Annotated in this window: 18 protein-coding genes and 1 tRNA gene; 6 read left to right on the top strand and 13 right to left on the bottom strand. The window is 34.2% G+C overall.

The genetic code is table 11. The annotated features are described in order from the left end of the window. Positions 1 to 87: 87 nt before the first annotated feature. The 3 genes from ACTJIP_RS20555 to ACTJIP_RS20545 form a co-directional block, all read right to left on the bottom strand. The gene (locus ACTJIP_RS20555) at positions 88 to 1,452 is read right to left on the bottom strand and encodes an SDR family oxidoreductase (protein ID WP_440705035.1); all 1,365 of its coding nucleotides are present in this window, start codon (positions 1,450 to 1,452) and stop codon (positions 88 to 90) included. Positions 1,453 to 1,579: 127 nt separating this feature from the next. Next, entirely contained in the window at positions 1,580 to 2,230 is a 651-nt protein-coding gene (locus ACTJIP_RS20550) for a hypothetical protein (protein ID WP_077413906.1), read from the bottom strand. Between the two features lie 2 nt (positions 2,231 to 2,232). Then, the gene (locus ACTJIP_RS20545) at positions 2,233 to 2,946 is read right to left on the bottom strand and encodes a DUF434 domain-containing protein (RefSeq protein WP_175627193.1); all 714 of its coding nucleotides are present in this window, start codon (positions 2,944 to 2,946) and stop codon (positions 2,233 to 2,235) included. A gap of 302 nt (positions 2,947 to 3,248) precedes the next feature. Here ACTJIP_RS20545 and ACTJIP_RS20540 point away from each other — a divergent pair, with 302 nt between their 5' ends. Beyond that, complete coding sequence (locus ACTJIP_RS20540) at positions 3,249 to 4,088, top strand: DUF4822 domain-containing protein (RefSeq protein WP_440705034.1); 840 nt, start codon at positions 3,249 to 3,251, stop codon at positions 4,086 to 4,088. 76 nt (positions 4,089 to 4,164) lie between these two features. On the opposite strand, the gene ACTJIP_RS20535 is transcribed toward ACTJIP_RS20540, so the two are convergent. The 4 genes from ACTJIP_RS20535 to ACTJIP_RS20520 all read right to left on the bottom strand — a co-directional run bounded on the left by ACTJIP_RS20535 (position 4,165) and on the right by ACTJIP_RS20520 (position 9,504). After that, the gene (locus tag ACTJIP_RS20535) at positions 4,165 to 5,211 is read right to left on the bottom strand and encodes an MBL fold metallo-hydrolase (protein ID WP_077413903.1); all 1,047 of its coding nucleotides are present in this window, start codon (positions 5,209 to 5,211) and stop codon (positions 4,165 to 4,167) included. A gap of 11 nt (positions 5,212 to 5,222) precedes the next feature. After that, entirely contained in the window at positions 5,223 to 6,803 is a 1,581-nt protein-coding gene (locus tag ACTJIP_RS20530; protein ID WP_219072215.1) for a Na+/H+ antiporter, read from the bottom strand. A 133-nt stretch (positions 6,804 to 6,936) separates the two neighbouring features. Then, a complete protein-coding gene (locus ACTJIP_RS20525) occupies positions 6,937 to 7,500 on the bottom strand; it encodes a hypothetical protein (protein WP_180565163.1) in 564 nt (187 codons plus the stop codon). Between the two features lie 252 nt (positions 7,501 to 7,752). Continuing rightward, the gene (locus ACTJIP_RS20520) at positions 7,753 to 9,504 is read right to left on the bottom strand and encodes an alkaline phosphatase D family protein (protein WP_077413900.1); all 1,752 of its coding nucleotides are present in this window, start codon (positions 9,502 to 9,504) and stop codon (positions 7,753 to 7,755) included. 221 nt (positions 9,505 to 9,725) lie between these two features. Between ACTJIP_RS20520 and ACTJIP_RS20515 the strand changes: the two genes are divergently transcribed. Next, positions 9,726 to 10,229, top strand: coding sequence for a hypothetical protein (locus ACTJIP_RS20515; protein WP_077413899.1), 504 nt, complete (start codon positions 9,726 to 9,728; stop codon positions 10,227 to 10,229). 52 nt (positions 10,230 to 10,281) lie between these two features. Here ACTJIP_RS20515 and ACTJIP_RS20510 read toward each other — a convergent pair. The 4 genes from ACTJIP_RS20510 to ACTJIP_RS20495 form a co-directional block, all read right to left on the bottom strand. After that, positions 10,282 to 10,348: transfer RNA gene (locus ACTJIP_RS20510), tRNA-Ile, on the bottom strand. 65 nt (positions 10,349 to 10,413) lie between these two features. After that, complete coding sequence (locus ACTJIP_RS20505) at positions 10,414 to 10,821, bottom strand: hypothetical protein (RefSeq protein ID WP_440705033.1); 408 nt, start codon at positions 10,819 to 10,821, stop codon at positions 10,414 to 10,416. A gap of 96 nt (positions 10,822 to 10,917) precedes the next feature. After that, on the bottom strand, positions 10,918 to 11,322 hold the full coding sequence (locus ACTJIP_RS20500; protein ID WP_440705032.1) for a hypothetical protein: 405 nt from the start codon (positions 11,320 to 11,322) through the stop codon (positions 10,918 to 10,920). Then, positions 11,322 to 11,744, bottom strand: a complete 423-nt coding sequence (locus ACTJIP_RS20495) for a hypothetical protein (protein WP_440705031.1) — start codon at positions 11,742 to 11,744, stop codon at positions 11,322 to 11,324. The genes ACTJIP_RS20500 and ACTJIP_RS20495 overlap by 1 nt, the downstream gene beginning before the upstream one ends. A 100-nt stretch (positions 11,745 to 11,844) precedes the next feature. Here ACTJIP_RS20495 and ACTJIP_RS20490 point away from each other — a divergent pair, with 100 nt between their 5' ends. Beyond that, a complete protein-coding gene (locus ACTJIP_RS20490; RefSeq protein ID WP_440705030.1) occupies positions 11,845 to 12,066 on the top strand; it encodes a helix-turn-helix domain-containing protein in 222 nt (73 codons plus the stop codon). A 92-nt stretch (positions 12,067 to 12,158) separates the two neighbouring features. On the opposite strand, the gene ACTJIP_RS20485 is transcribed toward ACTJIP_RS20490, so the two are convergent. Next, positions 12,159 to 12,587 (bottom strand): JAB domain-containing protein, encoded by a 429-nt coding sequence (locus ACTJIP_RS20485; RefSeq protein WP_273650715.1) that lies wholly within the window; start codon positions 12,585 to 12,587, stop codon positions 12,159 to 12,161. Between the two features lie 253 nt (positions 12,588 to 12,840). Beyond that, on the bottom strand, positions 12,841 to 13,236 hold the full coding sequence (locus tag ACTJIP_RS20480; protein WP_440705029.1) for a hypothetical protein: 396 nt from the start codon (positions 13,234 to 13,236) through the stop codon (positions 12,841 to 12,843). Between the two features lie 246 nt (positions 13,237 to 13,482). Between ACTJIP_RS20480 and ACTJIP_RS20475 the strand changes: the two genes are divergently transcribed. The 3 genes from ACTJIP_RS20475 to ACTJIP_RS20465 are packed head-to-tail and all read left to right on the top strand — an operon-like array spanning position 13,483 to position 15,399. Further along, on the top strand, positions 13,483 to 13,707 hold the full coding sequence (locus tag ACTJIP_RS20475; protein WP_440705028.1) for a hypothetical protein: 225 nt from the start codon (positions 13,483 to 13,485) through the stop codon (positions 13,705 to 13,707). Continuing rightward, positions 13,707 to 14,654, top strand: coding sequence for a hypothetical protein (locus ACTJIP_RS20470; protein ID WP_440705027.1), 948 nt, complete (start codon positions 13,707 to 13,709; stop codon positions 14,652 to 14,654). The genes ACTJIP_RS20475 and ACTJIP_RS20470 overlap by 1 nt, the downstream gene beginning before the upstream one ends. Positions 14,655 to 14,679: 25 nt before the next feature. Next, positions 14,680 to 15,399 carry a hypothetical protein gene (locus ACTJIP_RS20465; RefSeq protein WP_440705026.1) on the top strand — a complete coding sequence of 240 codons (720 nt, stop codon included), beginning with the start codon at positions 14,680 to 14,682 and terminating at the stop codon, positions 15,397 to 15,399. The last annotated feature ends 10 nt before the right edge of the window (positions 15,400 to 15,409 follow it).

Genomic DNA, 15,409 nt, shown 5'->3' with positions numbered 1-15,409 from the left:
ATAGTTGGGAGATAAGCAGGAATCGAACCTGCAACTCATTTTAGCAAAATGTATTTTTCCATTATTACTATTATCTCCGTATGGATTTTACCAGGGATTAACTTTATAATTTTTCAATAAAACTCCACTCAGGTAATTCCCTTTTATTCCTTCTATGACAGGATGCAGAATTCTCGCTGCACCATCCACTGAATCCAGCGGCGGAATGTATCCCATCTCAAACTGTTTCTTTCTAAGACTTTCTTTAGCTCCTGTAGAAATCCATCCTACGTCTACGGCACTCATATAGATCTGATCGTTTTCAAATTCTTTTGCAGACGTCAGTGTCATCATATTCAAAGCTGCTTTTGTCATATTGGTATGCGGGTGAAAAACCGTTTTATTCTCGTAGCTGAAAATTCCTTCTGATGAAGTAACATTAATGATAAATTTCTCTTTAAACGCAGAGTTTTTCATCATTGGCTTCAGTTCTTTGATCAGAAAATAAGGAGCTATATGATTGATGAGGTTTACCTCTACCAGTTCATACATAGAAACTTCCTCCAAAGTAGAATTCCAGCTAGTTTTTTCTCTGTTATCCACCGGTTGTCCAAAACGGGTAAGCGCAATCTGAGTTTCTTCATTATGGGCATATTCCAGTTTTGCTGTTTCACTTGAAATTTCCGTCTGATTAGGAATCAGGGTTTGAATATCTTTAAATTCTATCAGTTTTTCTTTCTCACGTTTTATAATCGGAAGATAGTATTCATCAGGATATTTTATGGTTTGAGCTGCATTATTGATCAGAATATCCAGTGTATCAAAATTAAATTTATAGAAGTCTATAAAATCCTGAATCGCCTTCAGATTTCTTAAATCCAGACCATAGATCCATAGTCTGTCTTTCCAGTTATCATAATCTGCCTCCTGCTGCATCAATTCCAGTACCAGTGCCGGAAAACGGGTTGTCAAAACCAAATTGGCCCCATTTCTCAACATCTTCAATGCGGTGGCAAAACCTACCTTCACTCTTCCTCCTGTCAGAATTACGTTTCTTCCTGTAAGATCTGCCGTTTCAAAACGTTTTTCATAGTTTTCTGTGGCACAAACAGGGCATAATCTGGAATAAAAAGAGTGTGCATACTGATAGCTCTGGTTACAGCAGTAGCAGTTTTTCGGAATCTGAAGTTTTGTGAGCCGTACTTCTTCTTTTTCATTATCATAATAAGCAGAAATTCCCGCCAAAGCCTTCTGCATCAATACAGAGTTGGAATTTACAGCCAGATCATGAAACTTCATCTCAGAGTAGTTTTCATAACGGCTTTGTTTTTTGGCGTTCTTATGAATCTTAGTAATCAGTCCTGAAAATATTTTGTTATCAGGGTTCAGGAAAGGATCTTCCTTCAGAGCATTCAAAACCTTGAGACATGTTTCCCATTCTTCGGCTGAAAATTGTTGATCTGATTTGTTCATAGCTTCCGTTTTATATCTGCAAAACTAGAAGTATAATGCGCAATGTTTTTACGCAGTTAAAAGAGGATGAAAAATAGTTTTTATTTTTCCACAGATTTCGCAGATGACACAGATGTTTATGCTGTATTTATTCGTTGATAAATTTTTCGAGAAACCCAATTAATTTTGTTCCTCCATGACTCCAACGGATGCCGTGGCCTTCTTTTTCCCTGATTTCAAAAACCAGTTTATGTTTGTAATGAAAAAAAACATTCCACCAGGTTCTGTTGTCAAGGATATCATGAATTTTCGTCATTACTTTCTCCTGTTTCTGCTGATTGCTTCCTTTGATTTCGCCCCAGAAATCATCATCCATTCTTCCGATATGTTTTTCCCAGGCTCTCTGTGCAATGGTAATTTCACTATTGAAAGGTTCCTGACAAGCATTGATCAGTATTGTATTTAAAGATGGGATCGCACTTTCATCGCGGATGCTTGCGGAGGTTAATCTTTGGCCTAAAATATTCAGCCAATGTTCAAACGAAATTGCTTCCAGAAGTTTTGTTTTCACCTCATCTGCATCATTACTTTCAAGAATATCAATGAATTTTTCAAAGCTTTCTTTTCTGTTAATGATTATTTCTTCATTAAAATAAGGCAGGTGAAGTTCTAAAATATTTTCCTTAAACTTATGAATATTTTTCTCCAGAGTTTCCAGATGTTCTTCTGCTAAAATAGCTTTATACTTGCTTTTCCATGTTTCTGAAAACAGAGAAATATAAGGTTGAAACAGATTCATATTTACTTCGTTTTGATGAGATTAACAGAAAGGCTTTCTTCTGTGATCAAATATCCAATCAAATTAAACCATTCTTTACAGTGATCCAGAATCCAGGCATCTGAAGAAATAACGATTTCTGAACTTTCCGCCAGGAATTTATCGGGATTGTACTGCAGATCACCTTCCCAATTGAGCTGATGCTGTTCTGCAAATTCAAGAATAATCTGTTTTATTCTTCCGCTGTTAGAAACCGGTTTGTCAAAAATCCATACCAGTTTCTGAATCTTATTTTTTTGGTGAAAAGCAGCCACCAATTCCACTGCTCTCTGGGTTTGATTAACTCTTTTATAGGTTCCATGAACACCGGAAAGATCACGGATGCAGCCATCCAGTCCTTCGAAAATATAAGCTTCGGAAAGCAGACTTTCCAGCAGGATCAGGACATTAAAACCGTCAAGGTAAACCGTTTTTCCTTTTAAATCTAAAGCTTCCACGTGTTTCAACCTTCTGTTGTAAAGTTGTAAATCTGATGCTGAAGCTCCCCGCAAAGCTTGTATCTGACGGGTTTTCAATCTATATCTGTTTCCAACCAGTTCAGAAGCTGCTTTTTCCGGGTACTCTCTGGTGAGAAGATACCGCATATCCTCAACAGCCAATTTCAGTTTACTGATCTGCTTCTCTGAACCGAACAGGGGATCATCACCCGTATTTTTTCCGCGGTTTCTGTTACTCATACTCAAAAATAGAATTTTTGATGAATTTTTATGGTAAGAAATATATTTTTATTCGGGATATTAAAACCACCCCGTCAAAATTCTTTGAATTTTCGCCACCCCTCCAAAAGAGGGGAATTATGCCGATTCAAAAGTCCTATTTTGACATCAATATGGAGATTATTAAATAGAAATACATGTGAATACCACTTTCTTTCATTCTATTTCCTGATCTGTTATGTTTTCTACAACAAAAGAGATATTTTGTACAAAGTTTTGATATTTATTAGGAATAAGTTTGCAAAGACTTAAAAAATACCCTTATGAATACACTGAAAAAATTATGTTATCTGTCTGCAGCTGTGCTGTTATCAGCATCTTTCACTGCATGTTCAAGTGATGATAATGAGATTATTATTGAACAGCAGACTCCCTCACAGGTACTATCATCTACTCCATGGGAAACTACCGGAGCTAAGGATAAAAGTGGAAATAGTGTAGCACTTACAGACGCCAGTGTTGCCGGATATGTAGGTTTTGCTTATTTCAAAGCAGACGGAAAGTTTGCTATTTACAATCTTACGGATGTGCTGAGATCAATGGGAACATGGTCTGTAGATGCACAGGGAAAAACAAGAACTATTACCGCATTGAACCCGGATGGGACGACTATTTTCACCCGTGATGTTGAAATTCTTATTTTAAACAGAAATGAATTTACGTACAGAATCCGTCCTAACTCCAGCGATCCGTCTGTATATTATGACATCATCCATACGAGAACTTCTCATGCAGAACCAACTAATGGACAGCTTACATTAGCTTCCACGCCATGGGAAACGACTGGTGCTAAGGATAAGAGCGGAAATAATGTTGCATTAAATGATGCCAGTGTTGCCGGATATGTAGGATATTCTTACTTCAAAGCTAACGGAACTTTTAAAATTTTCGGATTAAATGATGTATTGAGATCTGAAGGTACATGGTCTATTTCTCCGGATGGGAAGAAGAGAACGCTTACCACGCCTACTTTTACACGTGTTGTGGATATTCTGCTTCTGAATGAAACTACATTTACGTACAGAATTACCCCAGATGTAGCTAATCCATCTGTATTTTACGATATTATTCATACTAAGGTCAACCATAAGGAGCCTTTGTAGTGATTATTTTTTTGATAAGAAGGAAGAAACCTGCTCAGTAATGGGCAGGTTTCTTATTTTAAAATGAGAAAGAATATTACATATAATCTTCCCACCATTTTTTCCAGGAGATTGTTCCCAACTGATCTAAATTTACTTTTTCTCCGATCATAGGAAGTGTAATCGGTATATTGTTTTCTTCTGCATGTTTTGTGGCCAGTTCCAAAGGTTCATACCAAATGTGCTGTGCCAGCTTAAATTTGGAATTATGGACAGGAATGAAGTTTTTAGCTTTCAATTCTTTAATTTCTGTGATAAGCTGATCCGGCAACGTGTGAATATACGGCCACTTTTCGTTGTACTGTCCGTTTTCCATGATGGCCAGATCAAACGGTCCGTATTTGTCTCCAATTTCTGTAAAATGATTTCCATAACCGCTGTCACCACCCAAAAACAATTTTTTCGTAGGTGTCTTTAAAACAAAAGAAGTCCAGAGTGAAATATTACGGTTTAGCAATCTTCCGGAAAAGTGTCTTGCCGGAGTGAGCGTGATTCTGAAACCTTCTGCAATGTCTATGCTTTCCCACCAGTTTTTTTCGATGATTTTGTCAAAACTCCAGCCCCAGTATTCAAAATGCTGACCCGTACCCAAACCACAAATGACTTTTCCTACTTTATTCTTTAAATCCTGAACGGTTGTATAATCGAGATGATCCCAATGGTCATGGGAAATAAGCAGAAAGTCAATATCCGGCATATGTTCCGGCTTGTAATAATCAGCTCCCTGAAAAGCTTTTATGGAACCCGGCATTGGGGAAGCATTTCCACTGAAAACGGGATCTATCAGAAATTTTTTACCATCTACCTGTATGAAATAGGAACTGTGCCCGAACCATATCAAAACATTTTCTTCGGGTTGAAGGTTCTCTAGATCCGTTACTACAAATGGAAGTGCAGTTTTGGGTGAAGTATTTTCCACTTTACATAGGGTGTGGAAAAGTACTTTGGTCATGCTTTCTCCTTCTAATAAGGAAGGTGTTGTCAATATATTCTGAAACCTCCCATTAAGATAATTGGGAAGTGTATTGAAATATTCTTTTCTTTTTTCATCGGGAAACTGCCCGAGCTGCTTTTTTAAATTCATTCCCTTATTTTTTACATTCTGAGCCTTTCTTCTTCAAGGTCCAGTCTTGTTAGATAATGTCTTATATATTCTTCGTCAATATTCGGGTTGCGTCTGTTTTCTTCCCGAAGCCAGATTCTTTGCTGTTCAAGGGTTTCAAAATAAATGGCTTTCGCTTCTTCAGATAGCTTATGAATAGAGTCTTCTTTATCTTCCTGTTCCCAGCGGTCCATCAGTTTGCTAAAATATTCATTTTCGCTTCTTCTTTCTTTATAATTTTCATCCAGATACCTGAAGGCTACCTTGCGCATTTCTCTTCTTAAGAAATGTTCAGATTCTTCCTCAGACAAATATCCTCCTCCGGCATCAGATAAATTGAGTTTTTTGATTAAAGCAGGTAAGGTAAGTCCCTGGATAATCAAAGTGGCAAGAATTACAATGAAAGTAATGAAGAGAATAAGATCACGATGTGGGAAAGGCTGTCCGTTTTCCATCACTACAGGAATAGATAACGCTGCTGCAAGAGAAACTACCCCGCGCATTCCCGTCCAGCCCATCAATAATGGAGCTTTCATTCCGGGGTTTCTATCGGCTACATTAATAAAATTCCTCATAATCAATGTTACGAAAACGGCACCAAAAGAAGAAAGCAAACGCACAATAATCAGTACCGCTGTAATCAACAATCCGTAACCGACAGCATCAGACAGACTTATTCCTTCTTTGCTTAAACCTACCATAATTTCCGGCAGATCCAGTCCTATGAGTAAGAATACAATTCCGTTGATCAGAAATACAAAACTTTCCCAGACATTGGAACCTCTTAATCTGGATTGTGAAGTTCTGAAAATCTCATGTCTTCTTACGGAAAGAAATAATCCACCACTTACTACTGCAAGTACTCCTGAAGAGTGAACTTCTTCTGCAGCAATGTACATCACATAGGGAGCAACCAGACTTAGTATAGCATCCATATTGACATCAGTAGGGAATATCTTTTCAATTTCAAGAAATACAAAAGCCAATACAACTCCTATTCCCAACCCTCCGAAAACCATCCATCCAAAGCTAATGGCTGCATCCTGCCATATAAACTGCCCTGTAGCCACCGCCAACATTGCAAACCTGAAGATGATTAGTGAGGAGGCATCATTGAACAAACTTTCACCCTCGAGAACAGTAGATAGATTTTTAGGAACTTTTACAAATTTTAAAATGGCTCCGGCACTTACCGCATCCGGTGGTGATACTATTCCACCCAACACAAAACCTAATGCCAGTGAAAAGCCGGGAATATATGAGTTCGCTACAAAAGCAACAGTGATTGCTGTAAGGAAAACTACAATGAATGCAAAACTGGTAATGATCCGCCTCATTTTCCATATTTCCTTCCAGGATACGGCAAAGGCTGCTTCGTATAAAAGCGGAGGCAGGAAAATAATAAAAATCAGTTCAGGATCTATTTTTAACACCGGCAATCCAGGGATAAAACTAATAAGAAGTCCGGCAATAACCAGTATGATAGGATAGGCTACTTTCAATCGATTGGCCAGCATAATGGCCCCGATAATGACAAGGACCAATCCTAAATAATAAATAAAATTTTCCACCATTGCTTTTTCAATTAATTTTAAATCAAGTCTCTGTTATCGAATAACAAAATTTAAAAGAAAAATAAATATAAGCATAAGATTTTGAGAAGTGAAAATAAATTTAATCGGCTGTAAAATTCTTACCGGATGATTCTTAGTGTAAATAAATCTGATCTTTAGAAAGCCATTTAACCAGTCCCAGCATAATACATCCCAATATTGAACCTAACAGGATCAATACAGCTAAAGTCTTCGCAAACGCTGTCCCATACTTTTTTTTATCGAATGTAAAATCTACTGGATTGATATTATATGCAGTATAAACAGAAGGATTGATGCGCAGGTCTGGTCTGAAATAAATGATTCCCTGAATATATCTTCTCCGCAAAGCTCTGAGATTTACAATATAGCAGCTGTAACCTGCATCCACTCCATCAAAATCTACCTCTGTTACAGAGCCATTGTGTTTTACTTTTAATACATAGATTTTATTTCGGGGGCTAAGATCTACATCATATTCATCGGCAAGGTGATATTTTTCCAGATTATGGTAAAGAATATGATCTGTCGTTCCATTTTTTCTTTCATAATGAACTCCTTTATCATCAACCACAATCCTTTTAACTACTCTTTTTGTGACCGTCTTCTGATAAAGAATAAAACGATATAAACCAAAACCTAAGGCCGGATAGTACAATATTGATACTATAACAAGCATTACAATATTTTTACAAATAATAACCGGTAATACTAATAACACTAAAAACATCACCAATAATAAAAGTACAGCCAATGTTCTGGTTAACCAGGTCATGAACCACCATGGCTTAGAGACTAACGGCAAAAAATCTTTTCTTACATCCTCTTGCATCTGTTCAAGATACGAAAAAAGTTAATAATATAAAAGAGCCACGGTGGCACACCGTGACTCTTTCTACCAAATTGAAAATAAGATATAATTAAATTGAAACTATGAGATTGTATATGTTTTTTCTGTCGTTGTATTGTACGTATCGGAAATGACGTTATCTACAAATCTCCATTCTGCCACGGAACTTCCGGTAGTAAATTTCACATGCAGATACCCTCTTTTATAGAGATTGGCATAATCAAGATCATCAATCAGTAATGAAAATGCCTGAGCCAGTTCTATTGCTTTTGCAGGATCAGATGTGATTCCCAGATATCCTTCTAATCCCGGAGAAGAAACAGAGCTGCAAGCCAGTTCGGTTCCGATAAATTTTCCCTGAGCATCGGTTAATTTTCCTAACCATGCATTATGGGTATCTCCTGCCAATACCACTACATTTTTTCCTGCAAGAACGGAATACAGCTGTTCTCTTTCCATGAAATATCCATCCCAGGCATCTAAATTATAGGGTAAAGTAGTTGTGATTCTGGCAATATCCTGAGGAGTCAATGTCGGATCCTGCTGTTGGTATCTTGTCTTAAGAATAATTAATTGAGTGATCGTATTCTGAAGTGCCTGCATGGTAGCCGGCTGTGCGCTTCCGTGTTGTGCTATTTCTGCCAAAATCTGATTCAGTAACATCAGAAGTTCTGCCGGAACCATCATTTTAGTCATTAAAATCTGCTGTCCAAGTACTTTCCATTTTGCAGTATCTCCATTGATCTGGGAACTCAGCCATGACATCTGTTCGCTTCCGATCAGTTTTCTACTGGTACTCAGGAAATCTGTTTTAAACTGTACCTGATTAAAATTCCCCGTACTATCAAGATAATCGGAATATTCCATCTGCTTATCCCTTGCGATTACCCTTGTATCCATCATATAAAGGGAAACGATATTTCCGAAATTGAAGCTTCTGTAAATTCTCATATCTTTCCCGGTTTTAAGAGGAATATATTCGCTGTACGCCTGAAAAGCAGCCATTTTTCTTGCTTGAAAATCTCCTTCATTAGGCTGATGATTTTCTGCCCCTGTTTTATAGGTATCATTGGCAAACTCGTGATCGTCCCAAACACAGATGAATGGTTTCTTCTGGTGAAGAAGCTGAAGATTTTTATCACCTCTGTACTGCCTGTATCGTTCTCTGTAATCACTGAGGTTAAGAATTTCCTTAGCCGGCTGATGAACCCTTCCTAGCTGATTGGTATAAGGATTTGTTCCATATTGCCCCGGGGCATATTCGTAGATGTAATCTCCAAGGTGTACCACTACGTCAGCTTCAGACTTTGCAATCGCTCCATATACATTGAAAAGTCCTGCAGGAAAGTTTGAACAGGATACCACTGCCATTTTCACTTCTTTTACAGCATCTGATTTCGAAGGTAGAGTAAGGGTTTCCCCTGTTACACTCACTTCTTTCGTTTTGATATTATAGAATCTGTAGTAATATTTGGTATTGGAAGAGATATTCTGTACATCCACCGCTACCGTAAAGTCATTGACTACTGTTGCATTGGCCTGACCTCTTCTTACCACTTCTGAAAAGTTGCTATTTTTACTGATCTCCCATGTAATTTCCGCATCAGTTCCCTTAGAATACCTTGTCCAAATGATAATACCTGTTGCACTTGGATCAAAGCTTGCTACTCCGGATTCAAAGCCTCCGTTTTTAAGATCGTCAGGAGCATTTCCATTTTCAGTAAAATCGTCGCTGCAGCTTTCAATCAAAGGAGCAATAAAAATTCCTCCGGCTGCTAATAGTGAATTTTTAAGAAATCTTCTTCTGTTGAATTGGTTGTTGTTTTCCATCATTACTTTTTTTGCAAAGCAACGGTATCTGTAGAAGAAGGCTGTTAACTGAGTTTTAACTATCCTTTATCGTTTTTTAAACAAATGTTTAATGTTATGCATAGGAAATTTAAAGCTGTAAAATATCTCTTTTCAGAAAAGAAAAATAGAATTTGTTCAAATATTTTCTAAAGCTGTTCTGCTTTTTATTACATTCACGATACTAATAACTATGATAAAATTGCATGACAAAAAAAATTGTTCTTTCACTATTTCTTCTAGTCATAGGATATTTTTTCTATACCCCAATGATAATATCCTTAGCAGCTATAAAAGATCCAGAATCTATTAATTTTAAACCCGATCAAATATTTAAATTAAAGGATATTCCTGAATTAAAAAATTCTCAAAATGTAGTTGTATATATTGTCTTAGCCCATGAAGACAGAAAAAATATAGATTCCACAATCCCGAAATGGAGAGTTTTACAATCTAGTAATTCATCATTAATAGAAAATCTGTTTAATTGTGAATTCAAATATAACAGTGCGGATGTTTCAACAATACAAAGTAAGATGTATGTCTACTCAAACAATACATTAGTTTTTGAAAGTGAGATTTCCCTCGATAAAAACCCAGGACTTCAAAATAAAGTCACAGGCTGGGCAACTCCTGTTGATCATAATAAATTTCTAAATATTATAAGTCAATTTGACAGGTATAATCTCCCGGTTTTGATTATTAAATAAACATTTTAAGAATAAAAAAACCGCTCACATGACGTAAGCGGTTGATTTTCTGTGGTCCCACCTGGGCTCGAACCAGGGACACTGGGATTATCAATCCCTGTCTCTAACCAACTGGGAACATAGGTTTTATAGCTTTAGTATAATCATTGGTCATCACTTGGAACACCTTAAAACGTGCCTTTTATTAAATATATTTCCTTTTTTGGTATGATAAACTTATTTGGTCATGGTTACTTATTCTTTTCAGTATTATAAAGTATCTTCCAACATACCAGGAACAAATGTAAGTATTGTTAATGAGCCTTTGCTCATAAGCAATGCCTATAAATTGCTGTATCCACACTTTTAATTTTGTATATAAATGAGGTTTGAAATAGTAGTCTATCTTGGTTAATACATCAGCATTATAGTACAGCAGTATTCTTTCCACTTTCAAGTTAAATAATTGCTCATTATCTGCCTTATCAAATTCATATACATCATAGCAATACTTTTTACAGCAGTATTCCCCTTTATAAAAAAGCTTAAACTCATGTTTACATTGTTCTTCACCAATCCTAAATTTTACATGCTTATGTATCTCATTTTTCATTTGGTTTACAGGTATAAAAAAACCACCTTATTTATGGTGGCTAAATATTAGTTTTATATTACTCTTAACTCATGAATGAATCCTCTAGTTATTAATCTATTTAAGACTATTTCCTACAACATAAAAAATAGCTCCAAAAACAATGTACATAACTGTTTTAGTGAGCAATATCTTTCTATCATAAATTAATTCAGAAGGATATAGTCTAAAAGCAATAAAAGGGGTTACTAAATACAGGCAGATAATATTGATTATAATAAGTAACAACCAATGTAGATTAACACCCTTATATAAAGGGAATAATGAAATAATAAATCCATTGATGAATACCAGGAAAAGAAGTAATGTGTTTTCATTTAGTTTGCCATTTTCAAGCTCATAGTTAAAAGCCTTATCTGGATTATACTTCTGCATTCTTTTAAATCTTCTAATTGTGTCTTGATAAGTTGCAAATGGTAACTGAAATAAAACAGCTGAAATAATAAATAATAAAGTAGCCATTATTCCTGGTTAAATTTATACTGGTTATCTCCTACTTTCAATGTCATTACAGAACCTGAAATTGTACCACTATTTAGAGAGCTAAAAGTAGCTCCAGATTCATAGGTAAACTTTATTGTACCAGTAGATGAATACGTGTAAGTACCATTATATGGTCCACTATTAATAACCCATTGATTTTGTTGGTTCTTTCCATATCCATATAACTTAAAAGTATTGTTTTCTTTAAACTGGACTTGTACTTTCTCATTATCCCAATTCATAGTGTTATTGGTCATGATTTTAATTTCCATGAAAGAGAACACTCCAGACCATGAAGTATTATCAAGCTTTAATAAGGTAGAATTATTATTGTCATCATTACTGCCACAAGATACTGTTAGTGTTAGTAGGACAATAAGTAATAAAATTGATTTTCTCATAAAATGTAAGTTTTTAAAGTTTAGCAAATATATTAAAGTTATCAATAATGATAACCAAAAATTATCATTATTGACCACTTTTGGCTATTAATATAAAAGAGTGGATAAGAAAGAGTTTCAGATTGCTATTGGTAAGAGAATAAGACAGCTTCGTGAAGAAAAGAAAATATCACAAGTTGAACTTGCTGCATTCTGTAACTTTGAGAAGTCTAATATGAGCAGACTTGAAGCTGGAAATACTAATCCAACGGCTTATACACTCTATATTATTGCTCAAAAGTTAGAAGTTGAAGTTTCTGAACTTCTTAATTTTGAAGTATAAATTAGCTATTAATACCTATCTATTGCTATTTTCAAATCAAAAATTAAATAGAAATTTATAAGTAACTTGGTAAGACAGTACACATATAATTATTATAAAAACTTGTTTTCATCATTGAGACTATAGTAATGATGTTTTGTAATAATCAAATGATCTAATAAAGACAAGTTCAATAGTTCACATGCCTTCTTTAATTTTTCTGTAATATTTATATCTGAACTGCTTGGATTAAGGTTTCCACCTGGATGATTGTGTACCAGGATCAACTGAGTAGCATTGCATTTAAGAGCTACAGCTAAAATAATTCTTATATCAACTACTGAACTATCTATGCCTCCTTTTGAAACATCATAAATTCCTAAAACATAGTTTCCCTTATTCATTAAAATCACCTTACATTCTTCTTGAAATTCAATGATATTAAGGTTCCAATTCTTAATAATTAATTCATAGGCTTCTTTATGATTTGTTATTCTTATTCTCTCCTGATTATTAGTGTTATAACTGACTGATATTTCCATTTTATTCTTTTAAAATTAGATGAAGGTAATTTAAACTAAATTGAAAATCACTATAATCCTTTCCTGGTATTCTACAATTCTCTTGTATTACTATTTAGCTAAGCAAAAAAAACAATAGATTTTCCCTAGATCTATATATTATTTAGGAAATAATATTGTTTTTAATTAAGAGCAGGAAAACATTAAAAAATCCAAATCTTACTAAAAACCATATATGATTCTATAGTAAAATTTGGATATTAAATTGTTAGGACTAAGCAAACTCTATATGTTTTCCATTTCTTGAAAAGGATTCAATATCAGTGGCAAAACTATCGCTTATCTGTTGCTTCACTGTGTTTTCTTTTCCTGGTTCCTGTAGAGAGTATACAAATTTGTGATTAAGAACAATCACTTCTCCTGTATCCTTAACAGTATACTCATAGGGTTCACATTCCTTCTTAATGATACTTCCCTGCATTTGAGTTCCTATCAAAGCCTGACAGGTAAGTTCATCAAATGTTGATGTGATTGAAGCCTTTTTGGATGTAGCATAGAACTGATTTGTAGTTTGGCTCATAACCATTTCAATACCTCCCTGAACTTCTAGTACGTAGAATGTAGAACCATCTTCTTTTTGTCTTTGTTTGTAATTGATAATTGTTACCATTGTTTTTGATTTTTGAGTTAGATAAAGCACCAGGAACAAATGAACTGTAAGCAATAGTACATCAGCTATCACCTTGATTGTATTACTGCCTGCGAATTTTTTTCTCTATTCTTACTGGTGGGGGGATGATCCCATTCCCTGAGGATGGGTGGGGGTCTTTACAGGGGGATTCAGGTGTGAATAAATTTTCAGAGGTAAAAATTTTTCAGATTTTTTTTATGTAAATTTGAATTAAAAGCATTCTTGATGATTGATTTTAACTTCATCTGGGTAGATATAAACTGTCCCAAGTGTAAATATGGCATTCAAATTCAATTGGTTGATATTAAAAATGAATCTGTTATTTATTGTCATAATTGTAAATCCTCCATTCACTTAAAAGATAATGATGCTTCTTCTCATAAAGGAATAAGTGATATTAATAATGCTTTAAATAAATTAAATAAAACCCTAAAAAACTTAGGTAAATAATGTATTACAACCATAATTTAAGAACTGATTTACAGGAATGGAAAAATAGACTTATTAGAGCAGATTTCAACCAATTTAGTAATCAGTTAAAATATTTTTTTGATAGTATTGAAAGCAATAAAGTACTAAAAGCATTACTGTATGAGATAAACACTCTATACAGATTTACAGATGAATATTTTAAAAGCTTACATGATACTCGTAAATACTTTGATCTAGAATTTGAAAATTCTGGACACCAAGCTGCATACTCTTACCAATTAGGAAAGTATTTTTTTAAAGAAATTAAAGGTTTTAGTCTGCACAAATATGCTTACTTTTCTTCTAATCCTAAAGATAGAAGGGAGGCAATAGTAGAGAATATTGTTAGTCCCATTATCTATTATTTTCATGATAAATTAGATAAGTCTAATTCAATAATCTATTTACTTGAAAAGTATAAGAGACGAATTGAATGGTTCACAAAATCAAATCTTACAAACAAGTATAAGAATGCTCAAAAGGAATTTGAGGATATTCTGGAAGAAGATTTGAGACTGTTTTTATTTGACCAAGGAATAGATTATCCTTTTTCCACACCCAAGTCTGCTTCTGGAAGGACTGATATAGTTGGTGCTTTAGATACAGAAGATCCTTTGATAATTGAAATCAAAATACTAGATAAGGAAAAGGGGTATGGATTAAACAGAATAAAGTCTGGATTTCATCAGATTGTTAAATATACAGAAGATTATAGTAAAGATGTAGGCTATTTAGTATTATACAACTTTGATAAAATCAGATATGATTTCAAGTTTAATGAAAGTAATAACATCTTCCCACCTAAATTAATATTTAATAACAAGGTATATTATTTCATTGTAATTGACATGTATGACAGTGAAACAGCTAGTAAACTAGGAGAAATTAAGAGAACAGAAATAACTGAAGAAAGCATAATTAAATAATAAAACAAAAACTTAAATAATAACTATGAAAAGATTTATAACATATTTTGATTTATTAGGATATAGAAATTTTTTAATGAATAATAATTCGGAATTGCATCATAGAGTGATAACTCAAATGTACACACATATTGATAGTGCATTAAATGAAACAGGAAAATATAAACAACTTCCTAATGGGAATTTTGTAAATGATTTAACAAATAAAACTGTGTCTTTTGCAAATTATTCAGATACCATCATACTTTGGACTGAAGGTGATTCACAAGAAGAATTTAATTCAATTCTAAATGCAACATATGAATGTAATTGGAGAATGAATGGTTTTCATTTTCCAGTAAGAGGAGTCTTAATATATGATGAATTATTTGATATGAATTACACAGGTACAGAAGGAGGCTATCATATAAATACATTTTATGGTAAAGGTTTAATTCATGCACATGATAAAGCAGAATCACAACAATGGGCAGGGATGTTCTTAGATAAATCTGTTTTTGATAAGGTTGAAATCGATGATAATATATTAGAGAAATGTATCAATTATACTGTTCCTTTTAAAGCTCATAATTCAGAAGAACTAGCCTTCAGACTAAGACAAGGGGTAAATGAGGAATCTTTTAAAAATTCAAGTATACATACAGAAGAAAACTTTAAAAGACATAATAAATGGGAAGATATTCCAACCTTAAAAGAAAAATTATACAATACTATTGAGTTTCTAAAATTTCTAATTGATAAATAGCTATTAACTC

The sequence above is a fragment of the Chryseobacterium sp. 22543 genome, assembly GCF_052044565.1.
Classification (GTDB): Bacteria; Bacteroidota; Bacteroidia; order Flavobacteriales; family Weeksellaceae; genus Chryseobacterium.
This window is presented reverse-complemented; position numbering and strand designations above follow the sequence as displayed.

Coding starts and splice junctions, on each gene's coding strand:
- ACTJIP_RS20540 (WP_440705034.1), top strand. CDS start 3,249: ATGAATACACTGAAAAAATTATGTTATCTGTCTGCAGCTGTGCTGTTA.
- ACTJIP_RS20470 (WP_440705027.1), top strand. CDS start 13,707: ATGTATTACAACCATAATTTAAGAACTGATTTACAGGAATGGAAAAAT.
- ACTJIP_RS20520 (WP_077413900.1), bottom strand. CDS start 9,504: ATGATGGAAAACAACAACCAATTCAACAGAAGAAGATTTCTTAAAAAT.
- ACTJIP_RS20500 (WP_440705032.1), bottom strand. CDS start 11,322: ATGGCTACTTTATTATTTATTATTTCAGCTGTTTTATTTCAGTTACCA.
- ACTJIP_RS20465 (WP_440705026.1), top strand. CDS start 14,680: ATGAAAAGATTTATAACATATTTTGATTTATTAGGATATAGAAATTTT.
- ACTJIP_RS20505 (WP_440705033.1), bottom strand. CDS start 10,821: ATGAAAAATGAGATACATAAGCATGTAAAATTTAGGATTGGTGAAGAA.
- ACTJIP_RS20485 (WP_273650715.1), bottom strand. CDS start 12,587: ATGGAAATATCAGTCAGTTATAACACTAATAATCAGGAGAGAATAAGA.
- ACTJIP_RS20550 (WP_077413906.1), bottom strand. CDS start 2,230: ATGAATCTGTTTCAACCTTATATTTCTCTGTTTTCAGAAACATGGAAA.
- ACTJIP_RS20530 (WP_219072215.1), bottom strand. CDS start 6,803: ATGGTGGAAAATTTTATTTATTATTTAGGATTGGTCCTTGTCATTATC.
- ACTJIP_RS20555 (WP_440705035.1), bottom strand. CDS start 1,452: ATGAACAAATCAGATCAACAATTTTCAGCCGAAGAATGGGAAACATGT.
- ACTJIP_RS20535 (WP_077413903.1), bottom strand. CDS start 5,211: ATGAATTTAAAAAAGCAGCTCGGGCAGTTTCCCGATGAAAAAAGAAAA.
- ACTJIP_RS20475 (WP_440705028.1), top strand. CDS start 13,483: ATGATTGATTTTAACTTCATCTGGGTAGATATAAACTGTCCCAAGTGT.
- ACTJIP_RS20525 (WP_180565163.1), bottom strand. CDS start 7,500: ATGCTTGTTATAGTATCAATATTGTACTATCCGGCCTTAGGTTTTGGT.
- ACTJIP_RS20495 (WP_440705031.1), bottom strand. CDS start 11,744: ATGAGAAAATCAATTTTATTACTTATTGTCCTACTAACACTAACAGTA.
- ACTJIP_RS20515 (WP_077413899.1), top strand. CDS start 9,726: ATGACAAAAAAAATTGTTCTTTCACTATTTCTTCTAGTCATAGGATAT.
- ACTJIP_RS20545 (WP_175627193.1), bottom strand. CDS start 2,946: ATGAGTAACAGAAACCGCGGAAAAAATACGGGTGATGATCCCCTGTTC.
- ACTJIP_RS20480 (WP_440705029.1), bottom strand. CDS start 13,236: ATGGTAACAATTATCAATTACAAACAAAGACAAAAAGAAGATGGTTCT.